Origin of the sequence: Cryobacterium sp. RTC2.1 (assembly GCF_035018685.1) — a bacterium.
Lineage (GTDB): Bacteria > Actinomycetota > Actinomycetes > Actinomycetales > Microbacteriaceae > Cryobacterium > Cryobacterium glucosi.
In genome coordinates this window covers 1-11,387 of record NZ_JASJXJ010000136.1, presented here as the reverse complement: position 1 = coordinate 11,387, position 11,387 = coordinate 1, and the positions used below count along the sequence as shown (strand labels likewise).

Sequence of the window (11,387 nt, the reverse complement as noted above, 5' to 3'; positions counted from 1 at the left end):
CCGCACCGAGCCGCTCGTTCACCTCGGCGATCTCGGTGCGGGACAGCACGGACACGTCGAGGGCGAACGCCCCGGCGACCCCGGTCACCGCGGCGAGCGCGGATCCGAGTTCCACGACCGGCAGGCGGTCGGTGTGCCAGCTGAGCAGCGGGCGGCGCAGCCCGAGCCGGGCGGCGAACCGGTCCGTGACGACCTCGACGGCCGGGGTGCCCGACGTGGATGCCGCCGGCCCGGCGACCCCGGAGCGGGCGTTGGCGATGGCGGTGAGCACGGCGAGGTTCCCGACAGCGCCGCCGAGCTGCGCTGGCAGCCCCGCGCGCACCCGGGCGAGCGCGGTCGCGGCCGTGAGCACGGCGTCGAGCCAGCCGGCCGCCACGAAGCCGAAGCTCGTGGGCGAGGCCTGCTGGCCCAGGGTGCGGCCGGCCATGATCGTGTCCCGGTGCTGCCCCGCGAGCACGGCGAGCGCGGCGGCGAATTCCCCGAGCCGGTCGGCGAGCTCGCCGCAGACCCGGTCGGCGACGAGCATCGCCGCCGTGTCGAGGACGTCCTGGCTCGTGGCGCCGACATGGATGTGGTCGGAGGCCCCTGCACGCACGCGTTCCGCGGCGAGCCCGAGGTGCTTCACGAGCGGGATCACGGGGTTGCCGCCGCCGCGTCCCTCCCGCGCGATCGCACCGAGGTCGAGCGCACCGGCGTCGGCGAGAGTGTCGCAGACGCCGAGCATCCACTCGGGGGCGAGTGCTGCGTCGACGAGCGCCCTGGTCAGGGCGAGCTCGGTGTCGACCATCGCCTGCAGCCAGGCCGCGTCGCTCGTGAGCGCCCGCGCCCTGCTGCCGTGGTCGAGCGGAGCCAGCAGCCCGACGTCGAGAATGGGCTCAGGCATCGAAGACTCAGGCAGCACTGACTCAGGCATCGAAATCCAGGAACACGGTCTCGTTCTCGCCCTGCAGGCGGATATCGAACCGGTACGAGGCAGCGCCCGTCGGCCCGGTCCCTTCCTGCACGCAGACGAGGGTGTGCCGCCGGTCCGCCGGGACCGCGGCGAGCACGGCATCCGTGGCATTCAGCTCCGCATTCCCGGGGAAGTAGGCCCGGGTGAAGAGGTGGTGGATGAGCCCCCTGGCGAACACGGTGACGAGCACGTACGGCGCACCGCCCGCGACCGGGCCGGGCTCGACCGTCGTGAAGGTGTAGTGACCGCCGAAGTCGACGGCCGCCCTGCCGAAGCCCGTGAAGCCGAAGCCGTCGCGGGCGAGGGAGCCCCGTTCGGTCCGCAAGGCGCCGGTCTCGTCGGCCTGCCAGATTTCGAGGATGGCATCGGGCACCGGTTCCCCTGCGCCGTCGAAGACGGTTCCGTGCAGCCGGATCGCGTGCGGGTGGTGGCCGGGCACGAGCTCGGCTCCCCCGTCGTACGGCAACGCGAACCCGTAGAACGGGCCCACGGTCTGCGCGGGGGTCTGCACGTACCGGGCGGCAGGCGACTCAGTCATGGGCTTCTTCACTTTCCATCCAGGTGGATTTCGGACCGGTGAGCACGATGTCCCACCGGTAGCCGAGCGAGAACTCCGGCACGCTTAGGTCGTGGTCGTACACGCCGATCAGCCGGGCGCGCGCTGCGGGGTCTGTGATCGACTGGTAGATCGGGTCGAGCGCGAAGAGCGGGTCGCCCGGAAAGTACATCTGGGTGATCAGGCGCTGGGTGAACGCGGTACCGAAGAGGGAGAAGTGGATGTGTGCCGGCCGCCACGCGTTCAGGTGGTTCCGCCACGGGTAGGGTCCCGGCTTGATCGTGGTGAAGGAGTATTCGCCGTTGTCCCCCGTGATGACCCGGCCGACGCCGGTGAAGTTGGGGTCGAGCGGGGCGGGATGCTGGTCGCGCTTGTGCACGTAGCGTCCGCCGGCGTTGGCCTGCCAGACCTCGACGAGCTGGTGCCGCACCGGGCGGCCCTCGCCGTCGAGCACCCGCCCGGACACCGTCATCCGCTCGCCGAGAGGTTCGGCGTTGTGCTGGATGGTCAGGTCGCTCTCGAGGGGGCTGACGTCGCTGTGCCCGAAGGCGGGCGAGTGCCGTTCGATCTCCTCGGGGTCCGCCCGCACGAGCTCGTGGGTCGGGTGCCGCAGGATCGAACTGCGATAGGGAGGGTAGTCGCGACGCGGGTGCAGTTCCGGGGCGTTGCCCTCCGCGACGCGGGCCCTGGCTTCCGCCTCGATGGCCTGCATCTCTGCGGAGATCTCGTGTTGTGACGTGGTATCGGTCATGTCGCTGATTCCTCTCGGGAGTATGGGGTCGGGAGTGCGGGGCTAGAACGGGAGTCCGGAATACTGTTCGGCGAGCTCGCGCTGGGCGTGCACCGAGCCCGTGACGTAGTCGAGACGGCCGAGCTGGCTCTGGTAGTCGAACTCCATCGTCTGCAGGTCGGTGCGGTTGCGGTGCAGCAGGTCGGTCATCCACTGCGAGAACTGCTGCACGCGCCACTGGCGGCGGAGCGCCGCCTCGCCGTAACCGGAGAGGAGGGCGTCGTCGTCCGCGTAGTGGGCGGCGAGGGCGGCGGCGAGCATGGTGACGTCGGCGATGGCGGAGTTGAGGCCCTTCGCCCCGGTCGGCGGCACGATGTGTCCGGCGTCCCCCGCGAGGAAGAGACTGCCGTACGCGAGGCGGGACGCCACGAAGCTGCGCATGGGCGTGATCGACTTGTCGGTGATCTCGCCCTCCTGGAGGGTCCAGCCCGGCACGCCGAGCCGGGCGTGCAGGTTCTCCCAGATCCGTTCGTCCGGCCACTGGTCGAGCGAGTCCGCGGTGTCGACCTGCAGGTAGAGCCGGGAGACGTGCGGCGAACGCATCGAGTGCATTGCGAAGCCGTCTTCGTGCAGCGCATAGATGAGCTCGTCGGTCGACGGAGCCACGTTCGCGAGGATCCCGAGCCAGGCGTACGGGTAACTCCGGTCGTAGAGCGTGATGGCTTCGCGGGGGATGCTCGCGCGGCAGACGCCGTGGAAGCCGTCGGCGCCGACGACGAAGTCCGCCGTGATCTCGTGGGCCTCGCCCGCGTGGGTGAACGTCACCCGCGGCGCGCTCGACTCGAGGTCGTGCACGGCGACATCCGCCGCCTCATAGTAGATCGTCGAGCCGGCGGCGTTGTGCGCCGCGATGAGGTCCTTGACGACTTCCTGCTGGCCGTACACCGTGACGCTGCGGCCGATGAGCTCCTGGAAGTCGACGTGGTGGCGTTCGCCCCGGAACTGCAGGTAGATGCCGTCGTGCTCGAGGCCCTCGGTCCTGATCCGCTCGCCGAGCCCCAGGCGGGTGAGGGTCTCGACGGCGCTCTGCTCGAGTACGCCGGCCCGGATCCGGGCGAGCACGTAGTCCTGCGAACGGTTCTCGACCACGATCGAGTCGATTCCGGCGTCCCGCAGCGCCCAGCTGAGGAGAAGACCGGCGGGGCCTGCGCCGATGATGGCGACACGGGTGTTTTCTGGGGACACGGGGTTCTCCTAGCGACGATGACAGGTGATCGCACCATCTTGCGGAGTCAGCAACCCTCCAGCGCAGCCGTTTCCACTGAGTGAAAGATCGCGGGCTGGACTCACGGCAAGCAGATCTTTCTAAGAAAGCTCTCACACGCGTCTCGCGTCTGCCTCATCGAGGACAGGCACACTGTCGGATGATGACCCCGACGCCCGGTGACGGCACACTGGCTGTGGAGCCTTCCCCCGCTGAATAGGAGCAGATCAATGCGCGAGCCCATCCCAGCACCTGACAGTCGTCGGCGGCGGACGCGTGCCGGCCTCGCCGGGGCTGCACTCATCGTCGTCGTCGCCACCGCCGGCCTTGCCGCAGCCATGGTGAGCTCCCTCGCGCTCGCGGACCAGGCGGGGACGCCGCTCACCGTTCCCGGGGTCACGGTCGGAACCCAGCCGCCCGCCACGGGCGACGCCCCGGTCGTCGCGCCGAGCGCGGTCTCCACCGGCGCGCCGTCGGTGGGCACGGTCCCGGCCACGATACCGACCACCGCACCCGTGCCCGAGCTGGTGCCTGCCCCGACGCCGGTTGTCGTCGACGACCACGGCGGTAACCGATCGGGAGGAAGCGGTGGCAGCGGCAGCAGTGGGAGCAGCGGTAAGGACTGAACCGCCCGAACGCTAAGAGAGCTCTCACCGGCGTCTCCTTCCGGGCTTAGAACCACACCGCAGAGTGGAAGCACTCAGTGACATCCGCTGAAGCGCCGGTCCCGGCGCCGTCGAAAGGACATCTCATGGCCCACCTGACAAAGAAGAGTTCCCTCGCACTCGCCACCCTCGGCCTCGCCGGGCTCCTGTCTGCGGGTATCGCCACCGCACAGGCAGACACCGGCAGGCACGGCGACGTCATCCCGACGCCGACCAGCAGTTCCAGCACGACCACACCCGGCACCATCGTCGGCACCGACGACCCCGCAACCCACGACGTCGGCGACGACCACGGAACGGACACCTCCGGCTCAGGCAACTCCGGCCACGACAACTCCGGCCACGACAGCACCGGGCACGACAACTCCGGGCACGGCAGCAACGGCTAGAACTCCCCGAACACCGATATCCGCCCGGGCTCGTCGCCGGGGACGGGAAATGGGCTGCCGGCTCAGCGCGATCAGCGCAGCCGGTAGCCCATTCCCCTGACCGTTTCGATGCGCGAGGCGCCGAACTTGGCCCGGAGATAGCCGACGTAGACGTCGACAACGTTCGAACCGGGATCGAAGTCGTACCCCCAGACCCGGCTGAGCAGCTGCTCCCGACTGAGCACCTGGTCGGGGTTGCGCAGGAATTCCTCGGCCAGAGCGAATTCCCTGGCCGACAGGTCCACCTGGTGATCACCGACGATCGCCCGGCGGCTACGCAGGTCGAGCTGGAGCCCAGGGACGCCCAGGACGGGTTCGAGGACTCTGGCGGCATCTGCCAGACGCAGGCGCACGCGGGCGAGCAGCTCATCGAACCGGAACGGCTTGGCCATGTAGTCGTTGGCACCGCCCTGAAGGCTGGCCAGGGTGTCTTCTGCAGAGTCCCGCGCCGTCAGCACGATCACCGGTAGCGCAGAGTCCTCCGCGCGCAGTCTGCGGAGTACTTCGTAACCGTCGATGCCCGGAAGGCCGATGTCGAGCACCATCAGGTCGAATCCGCCGGTGAGGGCGAAGTCGAGTGCGTCAGGTCCGGTGCGCACGACCGACGTCGCGTACCCGGCCGCCGAGAGGCCCTTGTCGACGAAGGTCGCGATCCGCGCTTCGTCCTCTGCGATCAGGATGCGGCTCATGGGGTGACCTCCGTGGTCTCTGGCGCTTCGACGCTTCGGGGCGGGAGCGGGATATCGAGCGTGAAGGTCGCGCCCTGTCCCTGCTGCGACGTCACCAGGACCGAACCGCCGTGGGCGTCGGCGATCGCCGCGACGATCGCGAGGCCGAGTCCGGAACCGGTCTCTCCCCGTCCGACCGCTCCACGCGTGAATCGTTCAAAAATGTGTTCCTGCGCCTCGATACTGATCCCTGGACCGTCGTCCCTGACCCAGAGCCGCAGCCGGGATGAGCCGTCCGCCGCCCGGTCGACCGCGCTGCCGATGTCGACCGTTCCTCCGGGCGAACCGTGACTGACAGCGTTTGCCGCGAGCTGGAGCAGGGCCTGGGTGAGCTTGTCGGCGTCGACGGTAGCCATGACAGCGGCACTCCGGCTCGACACCCAGTGGTGGTCGGAGAGCGCAGCTGCCTTGGCGCGCACGAGTTCGGTGAGGGCCGCGATGTCGGCAGGCGCCAGGTTCAGGCTCACCGGCCTGTGCACTTCTGCGAGCGCGGAGATGTCCCTGACCAGGCCGTTCATCCGGTCGAGCTCGTCGATCGCCAGTGCCCTCGTCGCTGCAACGTCGGCGGGGTCGGATTCGTTCATGAGTTCCAGGTGCCCGCGCACGATGGTGATCGGAGTCTTGAGCTCGTGGCCGATGTCGTCGAGCAGGCGACGCTGGCTGGTGATCGAGTGATCGAGCCTGTCGAGCATGCCATTGACGGTTTCGGTCAGGAGTGAGACATCGTCCCGGCCATAGGCCGGTATGCGCTCACTCATGTCGGACGCGGTGATCCGCGCGGCCGCCTCACGCAGGGCACGGATGGGACGCAGCAGACGTCCGGATACCAGCCAGCCGACGAGGCCGAGCAGGACCAGGGTCAGCGCGGCGACTCCCAGGTAGGTGCGGAAGGCATCCGTGACGGGCCGCAGCTCGGCGTCGAGATCGAAGGCGGCGCTGAACACCCCGGCGGCGGGGTCCGTGCCGACGGTGACGGGTGCCGCGACGTAGCGCACAGCCCGTCCGTTCCCGACCGCGGTGCCGAGCACGACTGCTCCGCCCGACGTCTCGGCTGTGATCCGCGTGACGAACCCGGCGTCGTCTTCGAGGCGGAAGGCGACGTCCCCAGCGGGGGCGAAGGCCGCAGCACCGTCGATGACGGCGAGTGTGGACTCATTCGTTCCCGGCCGCACCCGCTGCACGACGGCACCGAGCACGCCGGCCACCGTGGTCAGCCCGGAGTCCCCTGCGATGAAACGGGCGTCCTCGACCGTCACCTTCAGTGAGGCGTCAAGAGCATCCAGGGTTCGTTCGCGCTGCACCAGATACGCGGTCGTCCCCGCGGTGGCCATGCCGAACGCTGTGACGACCAGGATGGCGGCCAGGATGCGCACCCGGACCGACAGCAGGGGTCGCCATCGACCACGGGGAACGAGCTCCTCAACGGGCATTCCCCCATTATCGACTGCCGCAACCATCGAGCGGGCATCCCCGCGCGATCAGTCCGCAATCAGTCCGCAGCTGATCCGCACTCAGCCGGCGGCGCGGCGGTACCCGAGCGCCCTGCCGACCCCGTGGGCCGCGACGCGCACGGCCTGTTCCTGCTCGGGGCTCGACCGGGGCGTTGTGCGGGTGACGATAGACACGGCCGCAACCACCTGGCCGGTGCGGTCCCGGATCGGCGCCGCGATCGAACTCGAACCGGCTGTCATCTCCTCGGACATGCGGGCGATGCCCTGGGCGCGGATGCCGGCCAGGCGCCGCCGCAATTCCTCGGGGTCGGTCACCGTCTGTGGCAGGAACCGCGGCAACGGCCCGGCCAGGTAGGTCTGGATCACCTCGTTCGGAGCGAAGGCCAGCAGCACGAGTCCGACCCCGGTCGCGTGCAGCGGGAGGCGGCCGCCCACCCGGGAGATCACCCGCACGGCCTGGTGCCCGGACAGCTTCTCGAGGTAGAGGGCGTCGCTCCCATCGAGGACGGCGAGGTGCACGTGCTCGTGGGTCGACTCGTACAGGTCTTCCAGATAGGGCAGGGCGATCGTGCGCAGGTTCCGCGCCGTCGGGGTCTGCACCCCGACCTCCCAGAGCCGCATCCCGAGCGCGTAGCGTCCGTCTTCCTGGCGGGCAAGGCCTCCCCAGCTCGTCCATTCGCCGACGAGGCGATGCACCGTCGTCAGCGGGATCCCGGTGCGCTGCGCGATCGCGGTGAGGGTGAGCGAACTCGCCGGCGGCGCGGTGAACGCGTCGAGAATGGCGAAGAGCCGGGCGGCCACGCCGCGGTCATCGACCGGGAACGCCGCAGCGTCCTCGGTTCCCCTCGACTGTGCGGGCTTCCCTGACATCAGCACCACGCTACTCGCCCGCGCACCGGCGGGCAGCATATTGTGGGGCCATGGCGAATTCCCGCTCCGGCGACTCCCTGCTGTCCCGGCTCGTGACGATTCTCGACGCCTTCGATTCCCATCGCTCGTCCATGACGATCTCCGCGTTATCGCGCCGGGTGGGCATCCCACTCGCCACGACCCACCGGCTCGTCGTGCAGCTCCTCGACGAACGGCTCCTCGAGCGCGACGCGGACGGAGGAGTTCGCCTCGGCATCCGGTTGTGGGAGCTGGCCTCGCGGGGCTCGCGCACCACCGACCTGCGCGAGATCGCGCTTCCCTTCATGGAGGACGTGCACGCCGTCGTGCAGCAGCACACGACCCTGAGCCTGCTCGACAGCGAGAACGTGCTCTACATCGAGCGGCTCACGACCCGCGGTTCGGCGGTGAACATCACCCAGATCGTCGGCCGGCTGCCGATCCACGCGTGCTCGTCCGGGCTCGTGCTCCTGGCATACTCCCCGCCGGAGTTCCAGGACGACGTGCTCGGCAGGGAACTCGTGCGCTACACGGAACACACCGTCACCGAACCCGCAGCCCTGCGCCGGCTACTGGCCGGGATCAGGCAGCTCGGCCACGCTTCCGTGCCCGGGATCATCGTGCCGAACACGACCGGGATCGCCGTTCCGGTGTTCGAACGCGGCGATCGGGTGATCGCCGCGCTGAACGTGATCGTCCCCTTCGGCGAGGAGGACCTCCGGGCGACCGTGCCCGCCCTGAAGACCGCGGCGCACGGCATCTCCCGCGCCCTCGGCTCCGACCGGCCGCGCGGCGGCACAAGCCGGATGCCGCGGGCCGTCTGACCGGGACGCCCCGATTCCCCGGCGAATATTCCTCCCATTGAATGGGAGGGGCACGATGAGCGACCCCGACCGTTGGCAGTCTTCAGAAACGCAAATTCTTGTGTCAACGACGACGGGAGTGGGATTCGATGCGAATTCTCCAGGGCAAGCCGCAGGACCGATTCGATGTCGTGGTGGTGGGGTCCGGCGCCGCGGCGCTCACGGCCGCCGCGACGGCGGCCAACGAAGGCAAGAGCGTGCTGGTGGTCGAGAAGTCGGCCCTGCTCGGCGGGACCTCGGCGGTATCGGGCGGGATGCTCTGGGTCGCCGCCAACCATCTCGCCCGCGGCGCGGGCATCGCGGATTCGCCGGAAGACGCCGCACGGTACGTGCGAGCGGTCTCCAGGGGCCGGGGCAGGGACGAGCTCTTCGATGCCGCGATCGACAGCGGCGATGACATGCTGCGCTACGTCGAACGCGAGCTCGGCGTGGCCTTCCTGCTGCTTGATAACTTCCCGGACTACCGGATGGATCTCGACGGCGCCCTCGACGGCGGACGCACCGTCGAACCCGAACTCTTCGACGCCGCTGCCGCGCTCGGCCCCGTGCGGGCACACGTGCGCACCGACGGCCGGGCGCCCTTCACGATGCAGGAATACGAAGCCTGGGGAGCCTTCACCCACTTCCCCTGGCCAGAACTCGCGGCACGGGAAGCGGCGGGCCTCGTCGCCAAGGGGCAGGCGCTCGTCAGCATGCTGCTCGCCTCCTGCCTCGGGAACGACGTGACCCTCTCCGTCGACGCCCGCGCCGAACGCCTCGTCGTCGAGAACGGGCGCGTCACGGGCGTCGTCGTGGACGGACGCACGTTCCACGCGAATGACGGCGTCGTGCTCGCCTGCGGCGGCTTCGAGTGGGACAAGGAACTCGCCGACGGGCTGCTCCAGACCCGGCTGCACGTCGTCTGCTCTCCCCCGTCGAACACCGGAGACGGCCTCCGGATGGCCCAGCGCATCGGTGCACGGACCGGTGGGACCAGGGAAGCCTGGTGGGCGCCGATGTCGGTCATCCCCGGCGATCTCCGCGACGGGGAACAGGTCGGCACCCTGCTCCGCTTCGAACGCCAGGGTCCCGGTTCGATCATGGTCAACCAGCACGGGCGCCGTTTCGCGAACGAATCCCAGGATTACAACGACCTCGCGCGTTCCCTGCACTCGTGGGACCCCGCGGCCAATGCCCCGCTGAACACGCCGTCCCACGTCGTCTTCGACCACGCCTTCCTCGAGCGCTACGGCGTCCTGAGCCACCGCGCCGGCCGGCCGACGCCGGCGTGGCTGCTCGAAGGCGCCACCCTGGCCGACCTCGCCGCGCGCATCGACGTCGACCCGGCCGCCCTCACGGAGACGGTCGGCCGCTTCAACCACTACGCCGAGCTCGGTGAGGACCCAGACTTCGGCAGGGGCCGGAGCCGCTACGACACCTACTGGGGCGATGCGGGGAACGTCTTCCCCAACCCGAGCCTCGGCCCGCTCACCACCGGGCCGTTCTACGCGCTCCCGGTCGTCAACGGCGCCTTCGGCACGAGCGGAGGCGTGTCGACGGATGGCGTCGGTCGCGTCGTCGACGTCGACGGCGCCGTCATCGGTGGACTGTTCGCCGCCGGGAACACCACCGAGAGCGCGTACGGGGCCGGTTACCCCGGCGCAGGCGCGACCCTCGGGCCGCTGATGACGATGGGCTACCTGATCGGCCGCACCCTCGCAGGCAGCCCGATCGGCTACCCCGACCTGGCCGACGCTGCGGCGACGGCGGTCGTCCGATGATCCGCCACGTGGTGCTTTTCCGGTTCGAAGACAGCTTCACTCCCTCGATCGAACACGACTGGCGTGCCGGGCTCGACGGTCTCGTCGGTCACGTGCCGGGGCTCCGGTCGCTGAGCGTCGGCCGCGACCTCTCCGGACAGGCCAGGTCCTGGGACTGCACGATCGTCGCGGACTTCGACACGGCCGCCGACGTGGCCGGGTACGCAGGGCATCCGCTGCACACCCCGCTGATCGCCCTCTCCAGCCCGCACACCCGGCAGATCGCATCCGTCGATTTCGACGTTCCGGAACCGGCCACGACGCACGCGGAGCAGAGGAAGGGGCGGGTGCACGGCAAGATCGCCATCGTCACGGGAGGGAGCGGCGACCTCGGCAGCGCCTGCGTGCGGCTCCTCGCCCGCGAGGGCGCCGTGGTCGTCAGCCTCGACGTCACCCCGCCGGCCGAACCGTGGCACGAGCCGGGAATCACCTCCCTCGAACTCGACATCACCGACCCGGAACAGGTGGAACGCGCCGTGGCCCGGGTACTCGAGACGGTCGGCGTTCCCGACATCCTCGTGAACGCCGCCGGTATCATCGGGCGCGCGGCGCCCTCGCACGAGTCGACCCTCGCCGAGTTCGACCGGATCTTCAACGTGAACGTCAAGGGCACCTGGCTCATGACGAAGTACGTGGTCCCGGCCATGATCGCCGCGTCGCGCGGCAGCATCGTCAACTTCTCGTCGATCCACGGCATCACCGGCGGCAGGAGCGTGCCGCTGTACCACGCCACGAAAGGCGCGGTCCGGCTGCTCACCAAGTCCGACGCCGCGACCTACGGTGAGCACGGCATCCGGGTGAATTCGATCCACCCCGGCTCGATGAACACGAGGATGAGCCGCACGGCCGCCGACATGAGCGCTGTCGGGCCAGAGGCGTACTACCGCCAGCTGGTCGAGGGCAATCCGCTCCGCCGGCAGGGGGAACCCGACGAGATCGCCTACGGCGTGCTCTACCTCGCGAGCGACGAATCCCGCTTCAGCACCGGTTCCGAACTGGTCATCGACGGCGGATACACCGCCGTCTGACCCAGGGCAGACCACCCGCACCACCCGAACCACCC

12 protein-coding genes are annotated in these 11,387 nt (G+C 69.7%); 5 read left to right on the top strand and 7 right to left on the bottom strand.

From position 1 onward, the window contains the following. From QN357_RS14885 to QN357_RS14870, 4 genes are all read right to left on the bottom strand, one after another. Nucleotides 1-883: lyase family protein (locus tag QN357_RS14885; RefSeq protein WP_323505114.1), on the bottom strand; the 883-nt coding region annotated here is incomplete at its 3' end. 22 nt (nucleotides 884-905) lie between these two features. Then, complete coding sequence (pcaG, locus tag QN357_RS14880; protein ID WP_322136022.1) at nucleotides 906-1,490, bottom strand: protocatechuate 3,4-dioxygenase subunit alpha; 585 nt, start codon at nucleotides 1,488-1,490, stop codon at nucleotides 906-908. Beyond that, nucleotides 1,483-2,259, bottom strand: coding sequence for a protocatechuate 3,4-dioxygenase subunit beta (pcaH, locus tag QN357_RS14875; protein ID WP_134448883.1), 777 nt, complete (start codon nucleotides 2,257-2,259; stop codon nucleotides 1,483-1,485). Before pcaH ends, pcaG begins: the two co-directional genes overlap by 8 nt. A 42-nt stretch (nucleotides 2,260-2,301) precedes the next feature. Beyond that, on the bottom strand, nucleotides 2,302-3,483 hold the full coding sequence (locus QN357_RS14870) for a 4-hydroxybenzoate 3-monooxygenase (RefSeq protein ID WP_134448882.1): 1,182 nt from the start codon (nucleotides 3,481-3,483) through the stop codon (nucleotides 2,302-2,304). A 249-nt stretch (nucleotides 3,484-3,732) separates the two neighbouring features. Between QN357_RS14870 and QN357_RS14865 the strand changes: the two genes are divergently transcribed. Together QN357_RS14865 and QN357_RS14860 are read left to right on the top strand one after the other, a co-directional pair. Further along, nucleotides 3,733-4,128, top strand: coding sequence for a hypothetical protein (locus tag QN357_RS14865; protein WP_166790688.1), 396 nt, complete (start codon nucleotides 3,733-3,735; stop codon nucleotides 4,126-4,128). Nucleotides 4,129-4,253: 125 nt separating this feature from the next. Further along, nucleotides 4,254-4,556: a hypothetical protein gene (locus QN357_RS14860; protein WP_323505113.1), complete on the top strand. Its 303-nt coding sequence runs from the start codon at nucleotides 4,254-4,256 to the stop codon at nucleotides 4,554-4,556. A gap of 71 nt (nucleotides 4,557-4,627) precedes the next feature. On the opposite strand, the gene QN357_RS14855 is transcribed toward QN357_RS14860, so the two are convergent. The 3 genes from QN357_RS14855 to QN357_RS14845 all read right to left on the bottom strand — a co-directional run bounded on the left by QN357_RS14855 (nucleotide 4,628) and on the right by QN357_RS14845 (nucleotide 7,644). Then, on the bottom strand, nucleotides 4,628-5,284 hold the full coding sequence (locus QN357_RS14855) for a response regulator transcription factor (protein ID WP_134560034.1): 657 nt from the start codon (nucleotides 5,282-5,284) through the stop codon (nucleotides 4,628-4,630). Continuing rightward, nucleotides 5,281-6,753, bottom strand: a complete 1,473-nt coding sequence (locus tag QN357_RS14850) for a sensor histidine kinase (RefSeq protein ID WP_166790687.1) — start codon at nucleotides 6,751-6,753, stop codon at nucleotides 5,281-5,283. Before QN357_RS14850 ends, QN357_RS14855 begins: the two co-directional genes overlap by 4 nt. A gap of 81 nt (nucleotides 6,754-6,834) precedes the next feature. Continuing rightward, on the bottom strand, nucleotides 6,835-7,644 hold the full coding sequence (locus QN357_RS14845; RefSeq protein WP_322136025.1) for an IclR family transcriptional regulator: 810 nt from the start codon (nucleotides 7,642-7,644) through the stop codon (nucleotides 6,835-6,837). A gap of 50 nt (nucleotides 7,645-7,694) precedes the next feature. Between QN357_RS14845 and QN357_RS14840 the strand changes: the two genes are divergently transcribed. The 3 genes from QN357_RS14840 to QN357_RS14830 all read left to right on the top strand — a co-directional run bounded on the left by QN357_RS14840 (nucleotide 7,695) and on the right by QN357_RS14830 (nucleotide 11,352). Then, complete coding sequence (locus QN357_RS14840) at nucleotides 7,695-8,486, top strand: IclR family transcriptional regulator (protein WP_322136026.1); 792 nt, start codon at nucleotides 7,695-7,697, stop codon at nucleotides 8,484-8,486. A gap of 128 nt (nucleotides 8,487-8,614) precedes the next feature. Then, on the top strand, nucleotides 8,615-10,285 hold the full coding sequence (locus QN357_RS14835; RefSeq protein ID WP_322136027.1) for an FAD-dependent oxidoreductase: 1,671 nt from the start codon (nucleotides 8,615-8,617) through the stop codon (nucleotides 10,283-10,285). Next, nucleotides 10,282-11,352, top strand: coding sequence for an SDR family oxidoreductase (locus tag QN357_RS14830; protein WP_134448874.1), 1,071 nt, complete (start codon nucleotides 10,282-10,284; stop codon nucleotides 11,350-11,352). The genes QN357_RS14835 and QN357_RS14830 overlap by 4 nt, the downstream gene beginning before the upstream one ends. Nucleotides 11,353-11,387 lie beyond the last annotated feature (35 nt).

What these genes read in the sequence shown, in the direction of transcription:
- QN357_RS14855 (WP_134560034.1), bottom strand. Translation starts at nt 5,284, where the DNA reads ATGAGCCGCATCCTGATCGCAGAGGACGAAGCGCGGATCGCGACCTTC.
- QN357_RS14845 (WP_322136025.1), bottom strand. Translation starts at nt 7,644, where the DNA reads ATGTCAGGGAAGCCCGCACAGTCGAGGGGAACCGAGGACGCTGCGGCG.
- pcaH (WP_134448883.1), bottom strand. Translation starts at nt 2,259, where the DNA reads ATGACCGATACCACGTCACAACACGAGATCTCCGCAGAGATGCAGGCC.
- QN357_RS14860 (WP_323505113.1), top strand. Translation starts at nt 4,254, where the DNA reads ATGGCCCACCTGACAAAGAAGAGTTCCCTCGCACTCGCCACCCTCGGC.
- QN357_RS14830 (WP_134448874.1), top strand. Translation starts at nt 10,282, where the DNA reads ATGATCCGCCACGTGGTGCTTTTCCGGTTCGAAGACAGCTTCACTCCC.
- QN357_RS14840 (WP_322136026.1), top strand. Translation starts at nt 7,695, where the DNA reads ATGGCGAATTCCCGCTCCGGCGACTCCCTGCTGTCCCGGCTCGTGACG.
- pcaG (WP_322136022.1), bottom strand. Translation starts at nt 1,490, where the DNA reads ATGACTGAGTCGCCTGCCGCCCGGTACGTGCAGACCCCCGCGCAGACC.
- QN357_RS14850 (WP_166790687.1), bottom strand. Translation starts at nt 6,753, where the DNA reads ATGCCCGTTGAGGAGCTCGTTCCCCGTGGTCGATGGCGACCCCTGCTG.
- QN357_RS14835 (WP_322136027.1), top strand. Translation starts at nt 8,615, where the DNA reads ATGCGAATTCTCCAGGGCAAGCCGCAGGACCGATTCGATGTCGTGGTG.
- QN357_RS14865 (WP_166790688.1), top strand. Translation starts at nt 3,733, where the DNA reads ATGCGCGAGCCCATCCCAGCACCTGACAGTCGTCGGCGGCGGACGCGT.